This window comes from Nocardioides palaemonis (assembly GCF_018275325.1).
GTDB classification, from domain to species: Bacteria; Actinomycetota; Actinomycetes; order Propionibacteriales; family Nocardioidaceae; genus Nocardioides; species Nocardioides palaemonis.
Genome location: NZ_JAGVQR010000001.1, coordinates 1,573,236 through 1,592,618 on the forward strand (window position 1 = coordinate 1,573,236; position 19,383 = coordinate 1,592,618).

Consider the following 19,383-nt stretch of genomic DNA (forward strand, 5'->3'; position numbering starts at 1 on the left):
CAGGCTCTCGCTGAACTTGTCGGCCCGTGCACGGCCTGACATGTTCAGCGATCCCCGGTCAGCCGGGGATCGCTGAACGACACGACGGCCCGGTCCGGCACGATGGCCGCATGCTGCTGCACGACGACGTGAGCGAGGAGTACCGGGACTTCGCCACCTACGCGGCCGGCGACTCGCCGTGCTTCGAGGAGTGGGCGCTCGGTGTGGTCGAGGACGCGGAGGTGCTGGCCTGGCTGGGCACGCTGCCGCCGGTGAAGCGGCAGCCCAACCTCGTCTTCGCCGCCGCGCGCTGGCACGGTGCGCCCGCGCCGGGCCCGTACGCCGGGCTGCGCCGCGTGCTCGTGGAGCAGGAGGCCGAGGTCCGCAGCACGGTGATGGGCCGCGCCACCCAGACCAACGAGGTCGGCCGCCTCGCGACCCTCACCCCGGTGCTGGCGCTGGTGGAGGGCCCGCTGGCGCTGGTCGAGGTCGGCGCCAGCGCCGGGCTCTGCCAGTTCCCGGACCGCTACGACTACGACTGGGCGCCGGTCGGTTCGCTGCGGGGGAGCGGCGGGCCGCTGCTCACCGCCAGCGCCACCGGGCCGGTGCCGGTCCCGCAGCGGCACCCGGAGGTGGCGTGGCGCGGCGGCGTCGACCTCAACCCGCTCGACGTCACGGACCCCGACGCCATGGCGTGGCTGGAGAACCTGGTGTGGCCCGAGCAGGACGTACGCCGCGAGCGGCTGCGCGCCGCGATCGACGTCGCCCGGCGCGAGCCCCCGCGGCTGCGCCGCGGCGACCTGTTCGACCACCTCCCCGGCCTGCTGGACGAGGCCGCACCCCACGGGACGCCCGTGGTGTTCCACTCGGCCGTGATCGCCTACCTCGAGGAGCCCGACCGCCGGCGCTTCCACGACCTGATGACCGGGCTGGTGGCCGAGGGCCGCTGCCGGTGGGTGAGCAACGAGGGTCCGCGGGTGCTGCCGGGGGTCACCGGGGGCCGCGCGGTGCCCACCGGGCGCTTCGTGACGGCGCTCGACGGCGTGCCGCTCGCGTGGAGCCACGGTCACGGGCACTCCCTCGCGTGGGTCGGCTGAGGTCCCGGCGTGCCCTGTCGGTGGGGCCCGGCAGACTGACGTAGGCTGGCGTCCTTCCCCTCTGAGTGCCTCGCCGGGCTCCCGGTGCGGTGCTGCTGACTCGTCAGCCTCCTGTCCTCGTGACACCGTCAGCGACCCCCGAAAGGTGCGGAAGTCTCCTCCATGTCGGCCGGCTCCACCGTCAACTCAGCGGGCAACTTCGTGCACCTGCACGTGCACACCGAGTACTCCATGCTCGACGGGGCCTCGCTCCTCGACGGGCTCTTCACCCGCACCAGCGAGCTCGGCATGCCGGCGATCGCGATGACCGACCACGGCAACCTGCACGGCGCCTACGACTTCTACAGCAAGGCCAAGAAGCACGGCGTCAAGCCCATCATCGGCATCGAGGCCTACCTCACCCCCGGCACGCCGCGCGGCGAGCGCAAGCGGATCCGCTGGGGCAAGGGCGACGCGGCCGAGGAGGGCGGCAAGGACGTCGCCGGCGGCGGGGCCTACACCCACATGACGATGTGGGCCGAGACGACCGAGGGCATGCACAACCTGTTCCGCCTCGCGAGCCTGGCGAGCATCGAGGGCTACTACTACAAGCCGCGCATGGACCGCGAGCTGCTCCAGCAGTACTCGAAGGGCATCATCGCCAGCACCGGCTGCCTGTCCGGGGAGATCCAGACCCGGCTGACCCTCGGCCAGTACGACGAGGCGCTGCGGGCGGCCGGCGAGTTCCAGGACATCTTCGGCAAGGACAACTTCTACCTCGAGCTGATGGACCACGGCATCGCCGCCGAGCGGGCCACCCGCGAGGACCTGGTCCGGATCGCCAAGACCCTCGGCCTGCCGACGATCGTCACCAACGACACCCACTACACCAACCCGGAGGACGCCGACGGCCAGGACGCGCTCATCTGCGTCGCCTCCGGCAAGCGGCTCGCCGACACCAACCGCCTGAAGTTCGACGGCGGCGGCTACTACATCAAGTCCGCCGCCGAGATGCGCGAGCTCTGGTCGGAGTTCCCCGACGGCTGCGACAACACCCTCGAGATCGCCGAGCGGTGCAACGTCGAGTTCACCGAGTCGACCGGCGGCTACATGGCCCGCGCCGACGTCCCGGCGGGGGAGACCGAGGAGTCCTGGTTCCGCAAGGAGGTCTGGCGCGGCATCGAGGCCCGCTACCCCGGCGACCGGCTGACCCAGGAGGTCAAGGACCGCGTCGAGATGGAGCTCGCGGTCATCTCGCAGAAGGGCTACTGCGGCTACTACCTCGTGGTCGCCGACTTCATCCAGTGGTCCAAGCGCAACGGCATCCGCGTCGGGCCGGGCCGCGGCTCGGGTGCGGGCTCGATCGCGGCGTACGCGCTGAGCATCACCGACCTCTGCCCCCTCGAGCACGGCCTGTTCTTCGAGCGGTTCCTCAACCCCGAGCGTCCCTCGATGCCCGACTTCGACATCGACTTCGACGACGCCCGCCGCGGCGAGGTGATCAAGTACGTCACCGAGAAGTACGGCACCGAGCGGGTCGCGCAGATCGCGACCTTCGGCCGGCTCAAGGCCAAGGCGGCGATCAAGGACGCCGCGCGCGTGCTCGACCACGGCTTCGCGATCTCCGACCGGATCACCAAGGCGCTCCCCGCCGACGTGATGGGCAAGGGCGTCGCGCTCAAGGACATCTTCAACACCGACCACAAGCGCTACGGCGAGGGCGGCGAGTTCCGCGCCCTGCACGACTCCGACCCCGACGTGCGCACGATCTTCCACACCGCGCTCGGCCTCGAGGGCCAGATCCGCAACTGGGGCGTGCACGCGGCCGGCGTCATCATGTCGAGCGAGCCGATCATCGACGTGGTCCCGATCATGGCCCGCCCGCAGGACGGCGCGATCATCACCCAGTTCGACTACCCGATGTGCGAGTCGCTCGGCCTGGTCAAGATGGACTTCCTCGGCCTGTCCAACCTCCGCATCCTCGAGGACGCGCTGGCCAACATCACGATCAACCGCGACCTCGAGGTCGTCCTCGAGGACCTGCCCTTCGACGACCGGCCCACCTACGAGCTGATGGGCCGCGGCGACACGCTCGGCGTCTTCCAGCTCGACGGCTCGGGCATGCGCGCGCTGCTGCGCTCGATGCAGCCCGACGTCTTCGCCGACATCACCGCCGTCTCCGCGCTCTACCGCCCCGGCCCGATGGGCGCGGACTCCCACAACAAGTACGCCCGCCGCAAGAACGGGCGCGAGGCGATCGAGCCGATCCACCCGGCGCTGGCCGAGGCGCTGGAGCCGGTGCTGGGCGAGACCTACGGCCTGATCGTCTACCAGGAGCAGGTGATGGCGATCGCCCAGGTCCTGGCCGGCTTCACCCTGGGCGCCGCCGACAACCTCCGCCGCGCGATGGGCAAGAAGAAGAAGGAGGAGCTCGACAAGCAGTACGCCGGCTTCCAGGCCGGCATGCTCGAGCGCGGCTTCCCCCAGCAGGCGATCGACAAGCTGTGGGAGATCCTCCTCCCGTTCTCCGACTACGCCTTCAACAAGTCGCACTCCGCCGCCTACGGCGTCATCACCTACTGGACCGCCTACCTCAAGGCCAACTACCCGACTGAATACATGGCTGCCCTCCTGACGTCCGTCAAGGACGACAAGGACAAGATGGCGATCTACCTCAACGAGTGCCGCCGGATGAAGATCCAGGTGCTGCCGCCCGACGTCAACGAGTCGCAGGCCAACTTCACCCCGGTCGGCCAGGACATCCGCTTCGGCCTCACCGCCGTGCGCAACGTCGGCCACAACGTCGTCGCCGGCATCGTGGCCGCGCGCGAGGAGAAGGGCCGCTACACCGACTTCAACGACTTCATGGAGAAGGTCCCGGCGCTCGTGTGCAACAAGCGCGTCGTCGAGTCGCTGATCAAGGCCGGTGCCTTCGACGACATGAAGCACCGCCGTCGCGCCCTCGTGGCCGTCCACGAGACGGCCGTCGACCAGTTCGTCGACCTGAAGAAGAACGAGGCGATCGGCCAGGACTCGCTGTTCGGCGGCCTCAGCGAGGACGAGGGCGGCTTCGGGGTGAGCGTCACCATCCCCGACATCGACGACTGGGACAAGATGACCCTGCTCGGCCACGAGCGGGAGATGCTGGGCCTCTACGTCTCCGACCACCCGCTGCTCGGCCTCGAGCACGTCCTGTCCCAGGGCACCGACTGCACCATCGGCCAGCTCATGCTCGACGAGGACCGGGCCCACGGCTCGATGCTCACCGTCAGCGGCCTGATCACCTCGGTGAGCCGCAAGATCACCAAGCGGGGCGACCCGTGGGCGACGATCACCCTCGAGGACCTCGACGGGGCCATCGAGGTGCTGCTGTTCCCGAGCGCCTACACGCTCGCCTCGACGCTGCTGGTCGAGGACCAGATCGTCCGGATCAAGGGCAGCCTCTCGCGCGACAAGGACCAGCCCGAGCTCCGCGGCCAGGAGGTCACGGCGCCCGACCTCACGCAGGGCCCGGCCGGGCCGGTGGTGATCAGCCTGCCCTCGACCCGGTGCACGCCGCCCGTCGTCGCCCAGCTGCGCGACGTCCTCGGCACCCACCCCGGCATGACCGAGGTCCAGCTGCGCCTGCTCACCCGCGCCTCGACCAAGGTGCTCCGGCTCGACGACAACCTGCGGGTGACCCCGAGCCCGGCGCTGTTCGCCGACCTCAAGCAGCTGCTCGGTCCCGGGTGCCTGGCCGGATGAGCGCGAGCCCCGTCGAGCCCACCGTCGACCCGACCGCCCGACGAGGGCCGGTCCGGCGCCTGGTCGCGGTCGTGGTCGCGTTCCTCGTCGCCGGCGCAGTGGCGGGGGTGGTGTGGGAGCGGCTGTGGGACGCGCCCGACGGCCTGACCTACCAGGGTGCCTGGTACCTCGAGCCGGCCGGGCCGGACGTCGCGTTCCAGGGCATCTGGCTCTTCGTCCTGATCGCCTTCCCGCTCGGCCTGGTCCTCGCCGCGGTCGCTGGGCTCTGGCGCGACCACGAGACCGCGACCGTGGTCACCGTGCTGCTCGCCGCCTGCCTCGCCGCCGTCGTGATGTACGCCGTCGGCAGCGGGCTCGGGCCCGCCGACCCGCAGGTGCTGGCGGCCGGGAGCCCCGACTACACGCCCCTGCCCGGGGACCTCGGCCTCACCGCCCCCGACGACGGTGCGACCCCGTGGCGCTCCAGCGCGCTGCTCGCGCTCCCGGCCGGTGCGATGGCCGGTCTGGTCGGGACGTACCTGTTGGCCGGTAGAGGATTCAGCAGGCGCGTCCGCGGGTAGGCTCAGCCCCGACGTATTGGGGCGGTCCCGACTGGTCGGGACCCCGTGAGTGGGGGCAGCAGCAGATGAGCATGACACCGGGTGGTCCGGAGTTCCTCGACACCTCCGGACCGGCTGACGCCGCTCCGGACAACGACAACCGCAAGCGCCTGGTCGTCCTGGGCGCCCTCGGCGCCGGCGCGCTGGTGGTGGCCGGTGGCGCCTGGGCCGCGACCAGCTTCTTCGCGACCGGCGCGCAGCCGGCCGAGGCGCTGCCCGGCTCGACCATCGCCTACGCCAGCGTCGACCTCGACCCGAGCGGCGGGCAGAAGATCGAGGCGATCAAGACGCTGCGCAAGTTCCCCGGCTTCACCGACCAGGTCGACCTCAAGAGCGACGAGGACCTGCGCGAGCGGCTGTTCGAGGAGATCACCTCCTCCGGCGGCTGCGAGGGCCTCAGCTACGCCGACGACGTGAAGCCGTGGCTCGGCTCCCGCGCCGCGATGGCGGCCGTCGAGATCGGTGAGGACCAGCCCGCGCCCGTCGCCGTCGTGCAGGTGACCGACGCCGGCAAGGCTGAGGAGGGCGTGCAGAAGCTCATCGACACCTGCGGTGGTGGCGAGGGCTCCGACAGCGACCCGGGGAGCGATGTCGGCGGCTGGGTCGTCGACGGCGACTGGCTCGTGATGGCCGAGACGAAGGAGACCGCCCAGAAGGTCGTCGACGACGCCGGCGAGGGCAGCCTCGCCGACGACGACGCGTTCGGGAAGTGGACCGGCGAGGCCGGCGACGACGGCTTCATGCAGTTCTACGTCGCCAAGGGCGCTGCCCAGTACCTCGGTGACGCCGCCGGGATGGGATCCTCGCTCGGTGGGCCGCTGCTCGGCGACCTGAGCGGGTCCTCGTCCAGCGACATGTCCGGCGGCTTCGACCAGGAGTGCCTCGACGCGGCCACCACGGCCGAGGAGCTGGACGCCTGCTTCACCGAGTCGTCCGACGACTCCTCCGACACCGGCTCCGAGGAGGTCCCGCCGGAGCTCCAGCAGATGATCGACGACTTCGACGGCATGGCCGCCACCGTCCGCTTCGACGACGGCTCAGTCGAGGTCGAGTACGCCGTGTCGAACTACCAGCCCGACATGACCAAGTACCTCGACTCCGACGAGGGCGTCTCCCTCGTCGACGGCCTCCCGGACGACACCGTCGCCGCACTGGGCTTCTCGCTCGAGAAGGGCTGGGCGCAGGCGTTCGTCGACTACCTCAAGTCCACGCTGCCCGAGGACTCCTCCTCGATCGACGACGGCATCGCCCAGATGGAGAGCGAGACCGGGCTGTCGTTCCCCGAGGACCTCGAGACGCTCCTCGGCGAGGGCGTCACCATCTCCGTCGGCAGCGGCATCGACCCCGACGCGATCGCCAACGGCGGCCCCGGCGAGCTCCCGGTCGGCATCACCGTCAAGGGCGACGCCGGCGACATCCAGGCGGTCCTCGACAAGATCAAGGCGCAGGTGCCGGCGGAGGCCGCGGAGTTCATGGAGGTCACCGAGGGCGACGGCTACGCCGTCATCGCCCTGAAGGACGACTACCGCTCCGCCCTGGAGTCCGGCGGCGACCTCGGCGGCAGCGACGACTACTCCGACGTCGTCGACGGCGACGCCCAGTCGGTGATGTTCGTCAACTTCGACGCCGACGACAACTGGCTGGCCCGGATGACCGAGGACATGCCCGAGGTCAGCGAGAACCTCGAGCCGCTGTCGTCGTTCGGCATCAGCAGCTGGATCGACGGTGACGTCGTGCACGGCCAGCTGAAGCTGACCACCGACTGACGTCGCGACGTCTCAGCGCCCGATGGTGGCGGTCACCGCTCCGGTGGCCGCCACCACGTCGTCCGGGGCAACCTCGAGGTCGAGGCCGCGCCGGCCCCCGGAGACGAAGATGGTCGGGTGCTGCAGCGCCGAGGCGTCGAGCACGGTGCGCAGCGCCCGCTTCTGGCCGAACGGCGAGATCCCGCCCGCGACGTAGCCGGTGCTCCGCTCGGCCGCCGCGACGTCGGCCATCACGGCCTTCGAGCCGCCCAGCGCCCGGGCGAGCGCCTTGAGGTCGAGGTGTCCCGCGACCGGGACGATGCCCACCACGAGCGAGCCGTCGAGCGAGGCCAGCAGCGTCTTGTACACCCGCGCCGGGTCGAGGCCGAGCGCCTCCGCGGCCTCCGCCCCGTAGGAGGTCGCGCGGGGGTCGTGGACGTAGGAGTGCACCTCGTACGCGATGCCCGCGGCGGTCAGGGCCACGGTGGCGGGGGTGCCGCCGGGCGGCCGTCGTTTTGTCACGGCATGTTTCTAGCAGCCCGTTGGGTGGATCTCGACGCGCTCGTGCGGCTTCGTCCCTCAGCCGCGTCGCTTGCTCGATCTGGCCGCGCCCACGCGCCGCGCTCGTGCCTCGCGCGCCGCTGCGCGTCTCAATTCGGCGACCACGCGGTGCGGGCCACCTGGGTCGCGGGCAGCGACGGGATGACGTTGATGGCGCGGAGCTCGTCGGTGAGGAGTCGGGTGACCAGCCGCAGCCGCTCGGTGGCGTCGTGCGCCTCGAGCAGCGACTGCCGCTCGGCCATCGGCAGCGGTGCCAGCGCCGAGAGCGTCCAGGCCAGGTAGTCGGGATCGCGGGGGAGGGTGCCGCTGAAGGGGTCGCCCTGCAGCTCGGTCATCGCCGCCCGGAAGGCGGTGAAGGTGGCCCGGGCGCGCTCCAGCACGTCCTCGGGCACCTCGACGCGCGGCTCGACGAGCACCGCCGCGACGCCTTGCGGGAACTCCTCGCCGCGCTGCATCTCCTCGAGCTGGAGCCGGTCGCGCGCGACCGCGACGATGTCGAACGTGCCGTCGTCGTTGCGGTCCACCTCGGTGAGCTGCAGCACGCACCCGACCCGGTAGACCGACTGCGCGCCGTGGTCGCCCACCTCGTAGCCCTCGCGGATCGCGACGGTGCCGAACACCCGGTCGGCCGGGTCCTCGACGGTCATCAGGTGGCGGACGAGCATCCGGTAGCGGTCCTCGAACACGTGGAGGGGCACGCTCATGCCCGGGAACACGACGGTGCTCAGCGGGAACATCGGCAGCGTGTCGCTCACGTCCCCAACCTAGCCGCCCGTGTCCACCCCGCACCGCCGACTTCGGGCCGACCCGCCGCGGAACCTAGAATCGGGGCATGTCCCTGATCCGCCGCATCGACCTGAGGGGCGCCGACCGGGCGTCCGTCGACTACCGCGCGAGCGTGCCCCGCGCCGAGTTCGACGTCGAGGCCGCGACGCATCAGGTGCAGCCGATCATCGACGCCGTCCGCACCCGCGGTGTCGAGGCGATCGTGGAGCTGTCGGCGCGCTTCGACGGCGTCGACCGCGACGACATCACGGTCCCGCGCGAGGCGCTCGAGACCGCCCTGGCCGAGCTCGACCCCGACGTGCGCGCCGCGCTGGAGGAGTCCGTGCGCCGCCTGCGCGCCACCTGCGAGGCCGAGCTCGAGCACGACGTGACGACCGAGGTGGCTCCGGGCGCCGTCGTGACCCACCGCAAGGTGCCCATCGACCGCGTCGGCCTCTACGTCCCCGGCGGCCTCGCGCCCCTGGTCAGCAGCGTCGTGATGAATGTCGTGCCCGCCCAGGTCGCAGGCGTCCGGTCGATCGCGCTGGCCAGCCCGCCGCAGAAGAACCGCGAGGGCCTGCCCGAGCCGACGATCCTCGCCGCGTGCGCGCTGCTGGGCGTCGACGAGGTCTACGCCGTCGGCGGCGCCCAGGCGATCGCGATGTTCGCCCACGGCGCCGGCCCGTGCCGGCCGGTCGACCTGGTCACCGGCCCCGGCAACATCTACGTCGCGGCCGCCAAGCGCCTGGTGCGCGGGGTGGTCGGCATCGACTCCGAGGCCGGGACCACCGAGATCGCGATCCTCGCCGACGACTCCGCGGACCCCGCCTTCGTCGCCGCCGACCTGATCAGCCAGGCCGAGCACGACCCGATGGCCGCCTCGGTGCTGGTGACCGACTCCGTCGCCCTGGCCGACGCCGTCGACGTCGAGCTCGACAAGCAGGTCTTCGCGACCCGCCACACCGAGCGGATCAGCACCGCGCTCGGCGGCTCGCAGTCGGCGATCGTGCTGGTCGACGACGTCGACCAGGGCGTGCAGGTGGTCGACGCCTACGCCGCCGAGCACCTCGAGATCCAGACGCGTGACGCCGCGGCCGTCGCCGCGCGGATCCGCAACGCCGGCGCGGTCTTCGTCGGACCGTGGGCCCCGGTGTCGCTGGGCGACTACGCCGCCGGCTCCAACCACGTCCTGCCGACCGCGGGCTGCGCCTGCCACTCCAGCGGGCTGTCGGTGCGCGCGTTCACCCGGTCGATGCACGTCGTCGACTACTCGCAGGCCGCGCTCGCCGGGGTCGCCGACCACGTGGTCACCCTCGCCGAGGCCGAGGACCTGCCCGGTCACGGCCAGGCGGTCTCCGTGCGCTTCGAGTCCGGGCGATGAGCGCCGCGTTCCCACCCCTGCGCGAGGAGCTGCAGGGGATCGAGCCCTACGGTGCGCCCCAGCTCGACCTGCCGGTCCAGCTCAACGTCAACGAGAACCCCTACGGCCCGTCGCCGGAGGCCGCCGCCGACATCGCGCGCGCCGTCGGCGAGGCCGCGGCGTCGCTCAACCGCTACCCCGACCGCGAGTTCACCGCGCTGCGCGAAGGACTGGCGGCCTACCTCAACACCTCGGGCGGGTCGGGGATCACCGCCGACATGGTGTGGGCCGCCAACGGCTCCAACGAGGTGATGCTCCAGCTGCTGCAGGCCTTCGGCGGTCCCGGCCGGTGCGCGCTGTCGTTCGCGCCGACGTACTCGATGTATCCCGAGTACGCCCGGGACGCGGTCACCGAGTGGGTCACCGGCCACCGCGCCGAGGACTTCTCCCTCGACCTCGACGCCGCGCGGGCGCTGGTCCTCGAGCGGCGGCCCGCGGTCGTCCTGCTGCCCAGCCCCAACAACCCCACCGGCACGGCGCTGCCGCCCGAGGCCGTCACGATGCTCTGCGAGGCGGCGGCCTCCTACGAGCCCGGCGGCATCGTGGTGGTCGACGAGGCCTACGGCGAGTTCCGCCGGGCCGGCACCCCGAGCGCACTCGAGCTGCTGCCTGCCCACCGCAACCTCGTGGTCAGCCGCACCATGAGCAAGGCGTTCGCGCTGGCCGGCGCGCGCGTCGGCTACCTCGCGGCCGACCCGGCGATCTGCGACGCGATCCGCGTCGTACGCCTGCCCTACCACCTCTCGGCCGTGACCCAGGCGACCGCGCTCGCCGCGCTGCGCCACGCCCCCGAGCTGCTCGGCCGCGTCGAGGAGCTGCGGGCCGAGCGGGACCGGACCGTCGCGTGGCTGCGCGAGCAGGGCCACGACGTCGCGGACTCCGACGCCAACTTCGCGCTCTTCGGCCGGTTCGCCGACCGCCACGCGGTCTGGCAGGGGCTGGTCGACCGCGGCGTGCTGATCCGCGAGACCGGCCCCGACGGCTGGCTGCGGGTGTCGATCGGCACCGCCGAGGAGATGGCAGCATTCAGGACCGCACTGACCGACGTGACCGAGGAGAACGCATGAGCCGCACGGCGAGGATCGAGCGCACCACCCAGGAGTCGAGCGTCCTGGTCGAGGTGGACCTCGACGGCACCGGCCGTTCCGAGGTGTCGACGGGTGTCGGGTTCTACGACCACATGCTCACCGCGTTCGCGCGCCACTCGCTGGTCGACCTCACGGTGCGCACCACCGGCGACGTCCACATCGACGCCCACCATTCGGTCGAGGACACCGCGATCGTGCTCGGGCAGGCGCTGCGTCAGGCCCTCGGCGACAAGGTGGGCATCCGCCGCTTCGGCGACGCCACCGTGCCGCTCGACGAGGCGCTCGTGCAGGCCGTCGTCGACGTGTCGGGTCGGCCCTACTGCGTGCACACCGGCGAGCCCGACGGCCAGATCTACGCGCTCATCGGCGGCTCGGGGGTGCCCTACGCGGGGTCGCTGACCCAGCACGTCTTCGAGTCCATCGCCCACCACGCCCACTTCGGCCTGCACGTGCGGGTGCTCGCCGGCCGCGACCCGCACCACGTCGTCGAGACGCAGTTCAAGGCGTTCGCCCGGGCGTTGCGTGACGCCGTGGCGATCGACCAGCGCGAGCAGGGCGTGCCGTCGACCAAGGGCACCCTGTGACAGCGCTGGTCGAGGAGGGACGAAGTCCCGTCACGAGACCCCACGTCGTCGTCCTCGACTACGGCTCGGGCAACCTGCGCTCCGCCGTCCGAGCGGTCGAGCGCGCGGGCGCCGAGGTGACGCTGACCGGTGACTTCGACACCGCGCTCGCCGCCGACGGCCTGCTCGTGCCGGGCGTCGGCGCCTACGCCGCCTGCATGGCGGGCCTGCGCGCGATCAAGGGTGAGCGGATCATCGGGCGCCGCCTCGCCGGCGGCCGCCCTGTGCTCGGCATCTGCGTGGGCATGCAGATCCTCTTCGCGGGCGGTGTCGAGCACGACGTGGAGACCGACGGCTGCGACGAGTGGCCGGGCCTGGTGACCCGGCTGCAGGCCGACGTCGTCCCGCACATGGGCTGGAACACCGTCGAGGCGCCCGCAGGCACCCGGCTGTTCGCCGGGGTCGAGGAGGAGCGGTTCTACTTCGTCCACTCCTACGCCGCCCGCACGTGGGACCTCGTCACCAACGACCGCACGGCCGCGCCCCTGGTGACCTGGGCCGAGCACGGCGGTGACCGCTTCGTCGCCGCTGTCGAGAACGGTCCGCTGACCGCGACGCAGTTCCACCCCGAGAAGTCGGGCGACGCCGGCGCGGCCCTGCTGCGCAACTGGGTCGGGTCGCTCTAGCGGCGGTGGCTGACGCGCGGCCCGAGCGGACCGTCGGGCGAGTCGGCGTCGCGCGCTCCCCACGTGTCCCCGCGCAGGCTCCCGCGCTCGTCGCGCTCGGTCAGCGTCCCGCACGGCTCGGGGTCGGCGCGGGATCGAACCTCGCCGATCTGGGGGTCGCGGACCTGCACGGCCCGGGGTTACCGTCCCGGGATGGGGGAGACGCTGAGCATGAACCAGGTGATCCACGCGGCCGTCCGCCGCGACGTCAGCCGCACCGAGCAGGCGCTGCGGGCCCTGCGGGAGGGGGACGGAGACCGCGCCCGCGAGGTCCGCACCGCCTGGCAGAACCTGGTGCACGAGCTCACGCACCACCACGAGGCCGAGGACTCCATCGCGTGGCCCTTCCTCGCCTCCCGCGGCTTCGACAGCCAGCTGCTCGCACAGATGGAGGACGAGCACGTCGCCATGAAGCAGGCGCTGGCCGCCTCGTCCGCCGCGATCGACGCCGTGGTCGCGACGCCGACGACCGCCACGGCGCGGGCGGCCGCCGACGAGGTGGCCGCCGCACGCGAGGTGATCGACGGACACCTCGCCCACGAGGAGGCCGACGTCGAGGGGATCATGGGCGACCTCGAGGACGACCCCGAGTGGAAGAAGGCGGCGTCCCGGATGCGCCCGGCGTCGATCGTCGACGCGGCCAACGCGCTGGCGTGGATGCAGGACGGGGCGGGGGAGCGGGAGCGGGCCTCGCTGCGGGCGACGATCCCCGGCCCGGTCGTCACGGTCCTGACGCTGCTGCTCGCGCGGCGCTACCGCCGCGAGGTCGCGCCCGTCTGGCGCTAGCGTGCGGCGTCGCCCTCCGCGAGCGCCTTCAGCGTGAGCAGCTGCTTGCGGGCCATCACCAGGTCGCCGAGCGCCAGCGCCGGCGTGACCACCCGGCCGGTGCGTGCCACGACCTTGAGCAGCAGCCGGCAGGTGTCGCCCTCCGCCACCACGGCGTACGACATGTGCGCCCCCATGATCCGCGCGGTCAGCTCGCGACCGGGCTCGACGGCGACGACCCGGCCCTGGTCGCGACCGAGGGCCCGGGTGAACGGGTCACCGACCTCGGGCTCCGGCAGCTCGCGCAGGCCGCGCGGCGAGCGCCGCCCGAGGTTGTCGACGAGGTCGTAGGAGTACGGCGCGAGCCGCACCATCCGCATCCGCGCCCACACCGTCGGCGCGTCGGCGGACACGGTGACGCCCCGCCACGCCTGCAACGTCGGCGCGGGCTCGAAGGCGTCGCAGCCGTAGGTCCGCGCGACCTCCGCCTCCGTCACGCCCCACCGGTCCCCGATCACGACCCCGACGCTAGCGCGGCCGAGGGTGGCGGCAGACGACAGACGTCCGTCGAGGGTGGCGGCACACGGCATCCGATCTGCCGCCATCATTGTCGTGTGCCGCCACAGTGGCGCGGCAGGTGTCGTGTGCCGCCACCCTCCCCAGACGAGGGGATTGCCGGTGGTCGGCCGCGGGTCTACGTTCGGCTCACGGTCCGCGGCAGCGTCGCCGCGCCGGGAGGGAGTCGTCATGGCTCAGCGCCGCGTCCGTCTGCTCGCCGCCGCCACCGCCGCCGCGGTCGCGCTCACCGTCGCCGGCACCCAGTCGGGCGCCGAGGCCGGGGGACGCGGGGGCCACGGCCCCCAGCCCGCCGCGCGGCCGACGAAGGTGGTGGTGATCGTCGTCGACGCGTTGAGCAGGGAGATCGTCGACCGCTACGACATGCGCAACGTCGAGGCATTGATGAAGGACGGCGTGGACACGCCGAACGGCTTCCTCGGGCACACCGGGTCGGTCACGGTCGTCACCCACAACGTGATCACCACCGGAGCGTCGCCGAAGCACATGGGCTGGACGACCGAGGGCTACCGCGACGTCGACGGCCTCCTCGGCGCCCCCGGCGGGCTCTACCTCACCAGCAACTTCGGACTCGCCCAGATGGCGCCGCTGCAGCAGGCAGCCGGCTACCCGCACCTGTCGGACTACCTCGACGACACGGGCAAGGTGTTCACCGTCAGTCCCAAGGGGTACGCCGCGTGGGGCCTGAGCGGTCCGGGCTCGACCAACACCTCGACGATCACCTTCGGGAGCGGCCCCACCTGCCCCAACCCCGACGGCACCACGACGCGCTACCGCCAGCCGACCGGCTGGAACGTCCCGGCGTACTTCTCCACCGCGTGCGGCTCGCGCTGGCTCGTGCGCCGCGACACCATCTACGACACCGGCCAGCTCCCGGCGCAGCTCTACCCCGCGACCGACAACCGCTACGTCGTCGGCGCCGACCCCGCCCAGCAGGGCGGCGACGTCTGGGCCACGGACGCGGTGCTCGAGGTGATGGCGCAGGAGGGCGACGCCTGGAGCGGCATCTTCGTCACCCTCCCGGGCGTCGACAAGGCCGCCCACATGTGGGACGGCGTCAACGACCCCGAGGGCGCCACGCCGGGCTACGACCCGATGACGCACATGCGCTATGCCACCCGCACCGCCGACGCACAGGTCGGCCGGATCATGCAGGCCCTCGAGGACAGCGGGCAGCTCGACGACACCCTCGTGGTGCTCACCGCCGACCACGGCTCGGTCGCGGCCGCTCCGGGGCACTTCCACGGTGACGTCCAGCCGGAGAACGACTACGGATACTTCAACTGGTACTACGGCTCGCCGGCCAACGACGTGCCCTACCTCCGTCCCCAGCAGGCGCTGCTCCCGCTGATCGAGGGCACCGACGACGGCACCGGCGCCACCAACGTCGGCTTCTCCTACAGCGACTCCTCGCTCAACGTGTGGCTCAAGGACCAGTCCGCGGCCAAGGTCGCCGAGGCCGCCGCCCTCATGCGCGACCTGCCCGACGTGACCGCGGTCTGGCGGCGCGACGGTGACCACTACGACCGGGTCACGCCGGTGCGCTGGGACCGGATGCACGGGTCCGAGAAGCGGTGGTTCGCCACCCGGGCGCAGGAGCTCGTCGACACCCAGGCCGCGGACTACGGCCCCGACCTGATCGCGACGCTGCCGGACAACACGACGTACTCGGTGCTCGGCGACCACGGCGGCATCCAGCGTGCCGCCCAGCAGGTCCCGATCGTGTTCGCCGGCGCCAACACCTCGCAGCAGGACCTGCGGGCCCCGGTCCGCTCCATCGACATCATGCCGACGATCCTGCGCGCGCTGGGCATCTCGCCGACCCACACGATGGACGGGACGGCCTACGCGCTGCCGACCCGCAGGCACCGCCGCTGAGCCGCCGCCGGAGTGCGGCCGCTGTGGTCCGCGGGGTGGACCAGGCGGGCCGCACTGATCCCGCAGCGGTCCGATGCTGGCCGTGACCGCCGTCTCGACGCACGACGGCGGCTCGGAGGCCGGGGCCGACGGATCCTAGGATCGACCCATGCCCAGCACCCCCGAGCAGCCCTACCTCGAGCTCCTGCCCGCCGTCGACATCAAGGGCGGCCAGGCCGTCCAGCTGGTGCAGGGCGTGGACGGGTCGGAGAAGCGCTTCGGCGACCCGGTCGAGGCCGCGCTGCGCTGGCAGGAGGCCGGCGCGGAGTGGATCCACCTCGTCGACCTCGACGCGGCGTTCGGTCACGGCCACAACCGCGAGCTCCAGGCCCGCATCGTCGGCGCCCTCGACATCCAGGTCGAGATGAGCGGCGGCATCCGCGACGACGAGTCGCTGGAGGCCGCGATGGCCACCGGCTGCCGCCGGGTCAACATCGGGACGGCCGCCCTCGAGCAGCCCGAGTGGTGTGCGAAGGCGATCGCGACCTACGGCGACCGGGTGGCCGTCGGGCTCGACGTGCGCGGCACGACCCTCGCGGCCCGCGGCTGGACCCGCGACGGGGGCGACCTCTACGAGACCCTCGCCCGCCTCGACTCCGAGGGCTGCGCGCGCTACGTCGTCACCGACGTCAACAAGGACGGCATGCTCCAGGGCCCCAACCTCCAGCTCCTGCGCGACGTCTGCGCCGCGACCGACAAGCCCGTGGTCGCCAGCGGCGGCGTCACCACGCTCGACGACATCGAGGCGCTGATGACCCTCGTCGGCGAGGGCGTCGAGGGCGCGATCGCCGGCACCGCGCTCTACGAGGGCCGCTTCACCCTCGAGGACGCGCTCGCCCTGACCCGGGGGCGCTGACGATGCACTTCACCGAGTACGACCTGCGCAACGCGGCGTACGCCTGGATCGTCGACGACCGCGACCGGGTGCTGCTGACCTGGTGGAACGGCGAGGGCCGGTTCGACCCCGCCTGGTCGCTGCCCGGCGGCGGCATCGACTTCGACGAGGCGATCCGCGACGGGCTGGTCCGCGAGGTGCACGAGGAGACCGGCTACGAGATCGAGGTCGGCGACTTCATCACCGACCACTTCTTCACCCGCCGCCGTGAGGGCCAGAAGCCGTTCCGGGCGCAGCGCTTCGTCTTCCACGCCCGCATCGTCGGCGGCGAGCTCGGCACCCTCGAGGTCGGCGGCTCCACCGACTACGCCGAGTGGGTGCCGCTCGACGAGGTCCTCGCGCAGCCGGCGCGGGCCGAGATCGTCGACGTCGCGCTCGCCGCCCACCGGGGGGAGGGGCACGACGCATGAGCCTCGCGATCCGTGTCATCCCGTGCCTCGACGTCGACGGCGGCCGGGTGGTCAAGGGCGTCAACTTCACCGAGCTGCGCGACGCCGGCGACCCCGTCGAGCTGGCCCGGCTCTACGACGCGGAGGGCGCCGACGAGCTGACCTTCCTCGACATCTCCGCCTCCCACGAGGGCCGAGCCACCACCATGGAGGTGGTCAGCCGCTGCGCCGAGGAGGTCTTCATCCCGCTCACGGTCGGCGGCGGCGTGAGCAGCGTCGCGGACGTCGACCGGCTGCTGCGAGCGGGCGCCGACAAGGTCGCGGTCAACACCGCGGCCATCCACCGGCCCGAGCTGGTGGCCGAGATCGCCGACCGCTTCGGCAACCAGGTGCTGGTCCTCAGCGTCGACGCCCGCCGCACCACCGGCGAGCAGCGCACCGACAGCGGCTTCGAGGTCACCACCCACGGCGGTCGCACGAGCGCCGGCCTGGACGCGATCGCCTGGGCGGTGCGCGCCGCCGAGCTGGGTGCGGGGGAGATCCTGCTCAACGCGATGGACGCCGACGGCACCACCGACGGCTTCGACCTCGAGCTGATCCGGGCCGTACGCCGTGAGGTGTCGATCCCGGTGATCGCCAGCGGGGGAGCGGGGGCAGTCGAGCACTTCGCCCCGGCCGTGGAGGCCGGCGCCGACGCCGTGCTCGCCGCGACCGTCTTCCACTTCGGCACGCTCAGCATCGGGGAGGTCAAGACCGGTCTGTCCACGGCCGGTCATCCCGTCCGCTGACGGGCGGCGGGCACGTAGGATCCAGCCATGCTGAAGACGCCCCGCCTCGCCGTCGCCGCGCTCGCGACCGCCACGCTCGCGCTCACCGCCTGCGCGCCCACCGACGAGACGGACACCGCCTCCGACCCCTCCGCGGACACCTCGGAGACGTCGGCGGCGGACGAGTGCACGCCTGATGCGATGGACACCCTCACGGACGGGACGCTCACCATCGCCACCGACGACCCGGCCTACGAGCCGTGGTTCGTCGACAACGACCCCACCAACGGCGAGGGCTACGAGTCCGCGGTCGCCTACGCGATCGCCGAGCAGCTCGGCTACACCCAGGACCAGGTGACCTGGGTGAAGGTCCCCTTCAACAAGGTCGTCCAGCCGGGTCCCAAGGAGTTCGACCTCGACCTCAACCAGGTCTCGATCACCGAGGCCCGGCGCAAGGCCGTCGACTTCTCCTCCGGCTACTACGACGTCGTGCAGACCGTGGTCACCAACACGGGCAGCGCGATCGACGGCATCACCAGCGTCGCCGACCTCGCCGACGCCAAGCTCGGTGCGCAGGTCGGCACCACGAGCTACACCGCGATCACCGACCAGATCCAGCCGTCTGAGGACCCCGCGGTCTTCGACACCAACGACCAGGCCGTCCAGGCGCTGAAGAACGGGCAGATCGACGGCATCGTCGTCGACCTGCCCACCGCCTACTACATGGCCGCCGCCCAGCTCGACGACGGCGTGATCGTCGGCCAGCTCCCGCTGCCGGAGGGCGAGCCGGAGCAGTTCGGAGCGGTCCTCGGCAAGGACAGCCCGCTCACCGGGTGCGTCTCGCAGGCCGTCGACGCGCTGCGCGAGGACGGCGTGCTCGACCAGATCGGCCAGGAGTGGCTGGCCCAGCAGGGCGCCCCCGAGCTGTCCTGATGGCCGGCCAGGTGGACACCGCCTGGGAGCCCTCGCAGGTCCAGCGCGAGCGTGACGCCTGGCGTCGGCGGCGCACCGTCCGCAGCGCCGTCGTCGCGGCGCTCAGCACCGTGCTGGTCCTCGGCGCGCTCGCGGTCGTCGTGGTCAGCTCGCCCGGCTGGCAGCGGGTCCAGGAGACCTACTTCGACTGGGACAAGGCCGTCGACTCGTTCCCGGCGGTCCTGGAGGGGCTCTGGCTCAACATCCGCGTGATGGCGATCTGCGCCGTGCTGATCGTCGCGCTCAGCCTGGCCATCGCCGTGATGCGGACGATCCGCGGTCCGGTCGCCTTCCCGCTGCGGCTCGTCGGGACGGCGTACGTCGACGTCTTCCGCGGCCTGCCGCTGCTGCTGGTGATCTTCCTGCTCGGATTCGGCGGGCCCGCGCTGAGCCTGGAGGGGCTGCCCACCTCGGCGCTCTTCTGGGGCTGCACGGCGCTGGTCCTGTCCTACTCGGCCTACGTCGCCGAGGTGTTCCGCGCCGGCATCGAGTCGGTCCACCCGAGCCAGCGGCTCGCCGGCCGTTCGCTCGGCCTGTCCTACGGCCAGACGCTGCGCCACGTCGTGCTGCCGCAGGCGTGGCGCCGGGTGCTGCCCCCGCTGATGAACGACCTGGTCTCGCTGCAGAAGGACTCCGGCCTGATCGCGGTGCTGGGCGTCATCGACGCGATCCGCGCCGCCCAGATCGAGACCGCCAAGGACTTCAACTACACGCCGTACGTCGTGGCGGGCTTCCTGTTCTGCTGCCTGACCATCCCGATGGCGCGCCTCACCGACCGCTACGCCCGCAAGAAGGGCTACCACGGGGCCGGAGGCCACCTGTGAACGATCTGCTGAC

General features: G+C 72.2%; 19 protein-coding genes. 15 read left to right on the plus strand and 4 right to left on the minus strand.

The genetic code is table 11. The features are described 5' to 3' along the window. Positions 1 to 110 precede the first annotated feature (110 nt). The 4 genes from KDN32_RS07695 (at position 111) to KDN32_RS07710 (ending at position 7,164) form a co-directional block, all read left to right on the plus strand. A complete protein-coding gene (locus KDN32_RS07695; RefSeq protein WP_211731435.1) occupies positions 111 to 1,076 on the plus strand; it encodes a DUF2332 domain-containing protein in 966 nt (321 codons plus the stop codon). 162 nt (positions 1,077 to 1,238) lie between these two features. After that, the gene (gene dnaE / locus KDN32_RS07700) at positions 1,239 to 4,799 is read left to right on the plus strand and encodes a DNA polymerase III subunit alpha (RefSeq protein ID WP_211731436.1); all 3,561 of its coding nucleotides are present in this window, start codon (positions 1,239 to 1,241) and stop codon (positions 4,797 to 4,799) included. Continuing rightward, positions 4,796 to 5,359 carry a hypothetical protein gene (locus tag KDN32_RS07705; protein WP_211731437.1) on the plus strand — a complete coding sequence of 188 codons (564 nt, stop codon included), beginning with the start codon at positions 4,796 to 4,798 and terminating at the stop codon, positions 5,357 to 5,359. Before dnaE ends, KDN32_RS07705 begins: the two co-directional genes overlap by 4 nt. Before the next feature lie 65 nt (positions 5,360 to 5,424). Next, on the plus strand, positions 5,425 to 7,164 hold the full coding sequence (locus tag KDN32_RS07710; protein WP_211731438.1) for a DUF3352 domain-containing protein: 1,740 nt from the start codon (positions 5,425 to 5,427) through the stop codon (positions 7,162 to 7,164). A gap of 12 nt (positions 7,165 to 7,176) precedes the next feature. Here the strand turns inward: KDN32_RS07710 and ybaK are convergent, their stop codons facing one another. After that, positions 7,177 to 7,665, minus strand: coding sequence for a Cys-tRNA(Pro) deacylase (ybaK, locus tag KDN32_RS07715; RefSeq protein ID WP_211731439.1), 489 nt, complete (start codon positions 7,663 to 7,665; stop codon positions 7,177 to 7,179). A gap of 128 nt (positions 7,666 to 7,793) precedes the next feature. Beyond that, positions 7,794 to 8,459, minus strand: coding sequence for an LON peptidase substrate-binding domain-containing protein (locus tag KDN32_RS07720; protein ID WP_211731440.1), 666 nt, complete (start codon positions 8,457 to 8,459; stop codon positions 7,794 to 7,796). Between the two features lie 83 nt (positions 8,460 to 8,542). Here KDN32_RS07720 and hisD point away from each other — a divergent pair, with 83 nt between their 5' ends. From hisD to hisH, 4 genes are read left to right on the plus strand one after another with little or no spacing between them, the layout of a single operon-like run. Further along, positions 8,543 to 9,850, plus strand: a complete 1,308-nt coding sequence (gene hisD, locus KDN32_RS07725; RefSeq protein ID WP_307853997.1) for a histidinol dehydrogenase — start codon at positions 8,543 to 8,545, stop codon at positions 9,848 to 9,850. Then, complete coding sequence (locus tag KDN32_RS07730; RefSeq protein ID WP_211731442.1) at positions 9,847 to 10,956, plus strand: histidinol-phosphate transaminase; 1,110 nt, start codon at positions 9,847 to 9,849, stop codon at positions 10,954 to 10,956. Before hisD ends, KDN32_RS07730 begins: the two co-directional genes overlap by 4 nt. Continuing rightward, on the plus strand, positions 10,953 to 11,561 hold the full coding sequence (gene hisB, locus KDN32_RS07735) for an imidazoleglycerol-phosphate dehydratase HisB (protein ID WP_211731443.1): 609 nt from the start codon (positions 10,953 to 10,955) through the stop codon (positions 11,559 to 11,561). The genes KDN32_RS07730 and hisB overlap by 4 nt, the downstream gene beginning before the upstream one ends. Further along, entirely contained in the window at positions 11,558 to 12,226 is a 669-nt protein-coding gene (gene hisH / locus KDN32_RS07740) for an imidazole glycerol phosphate synthase subunit HisH (protein WP_372446485.1), read from the plus strand. Before hisB ends, hisH begins: the two co-directional genes overlap by 4 nt. Here the strand turns inward: hisH and KDN32_RS07745 are convergent. Further along, the gene (locus KDN32_RS07745; protein ID WP_211731444.1) at positions 12,223 to 12,396 is read right to left on the minus strand and encodes a hypothetical protein; all 174 of its coding nucleotides are present in this window, start codon (positions 12,394 to 12,396) and stop codon (positions 12,223 to 12,225) included. The genes hisH and KDN32_RS07745 overlap by 4 nt on opposite strands. 22 nt (positions 12,397 to 12,418) lie before the next feature. Between KDN32_RS07745 and KDN32_RS07750 the strand changes: the two genes are divergently transcribed. Further along, a complete protein-coding gene (locus KDN32_RS07750) occupies positions 12,419 to 13,051 on the plus strand; it encodes a hemerythrin domain-containing protein (RefSeq protein WP_211731445.1) in 633 nt (210 codons plus the stop codon). Here the strand turns inward: KDN32_RS07750 and KDN32_RS07755 are convergent. Beyond that, the gene (locus tag KDN32_RS07755; protein WP_211731446.1) at positions 13,048 to 13,548 is read right to left on the minus strand and encodes a hypothetical protein; all 501 of its coding nucleotides are present in this window, start codon (positions 13,546 to 13,548) and stop codon (positions 13,048 to 13,050) included. The genes KDN32_RS07750 and KDN32_RS07755 overlap by 4 nt on opposite strands. 229 nt (positions 13,549 to 13,777) lie before the next feature. Here KDN32_RS07755 and KDN32_RS07760 point away from each other — a divergent pair, with 229 nt between their 5' ends. The 6 genes from KDN32_RS07760 to KDN32_RS07785 all read left to right on the plus strand — a co-directional run bounded on the left by KDN32_RS07760 (position 13,778) and on the right by KDN32_RS07785 (position 19,370). Beyond that, entirely contained in the window at positions 13,778 to 15,484 is a 1,707-nt protein-coding gene (locus tag KDN32_RS07760) for an alkaline phosphatase family protein (protein WP_211731447.1), read from the plus strand. A 148-nt stretch (positions 15,485 to 15,632) separates the two neighbouring features. Then, entirely contained in the window at positions 15,633 to 16,379 is a 747-nt protein-coding gene (gene priA, locus KDN32_RS07765; protein WP_211731448.1) for a bifunctional 1-(5-phosphoribosyl)-5-((5-phosphoribosylamino)methylideneamino)imidazole-4-carboxamide isomerase/phosphoribosylanthranilate isomerase PriA, read from the plus strand. Between the two features lie 2 nt (positions 16,380 to 16,381). Further along, on the plus strand, positions 16,382 to 16,828 hold the full coding sequence (locus KDN32_RS07770) for an NUDIX domain-containing protein (RefSeq protein ID WP_211731449.1): 447 nt from the start codon (positions 16,382 to 16,384) through the stop codon (positions 16,826 to 16,828). After that, positions 16,825 to 17,595: an imidazole glycerol phosphate synthase subunit HisF gene (hisF, locus tag KDN32_RS07775; protein WP_211731450.1), complete on the plus strand. Its 771-nt coding sequence runs from the start codon at positions 16,825 to 16,827 to the stop codon at positions 17,593 to 17,595. The genes KDN32_RS07770 and hisF overlap by 4 nt, the downstream gene beginning before the upstream one ends. Positions 17,596 to 17,622: 27 nt before the next feature. Continuing rightward, complete coding sequence (locus KDN32_RS07780) at positions 17,623 to 18,507, plus strand: ABC transporter substrate-binding protein (RefSeq protein WP_211731451.1); 885 nt, start codon at positions 17,623 to 17,625, stop codon at positions 18,505 to 18,507. Then, the gene (locus KDN32_RS07785) at positions 18,507 to 19,370 is read left to right on the plus strand and encodes an amino acid ABC transporter permease (RefSeq protein WP_211731452.1); all 864 of its coding nucleotides are present in this window, start codon (positions 18,507 to 18,509) and stop codon (positions 19,368 to 19,370) included. Before KDN32_RS07780 ends, KDN32_RS07785 begins: the two co-directional genes overlap by 1 nt. Positions 19,371 to 19,383: the final 13 nt, after the last annotated feature.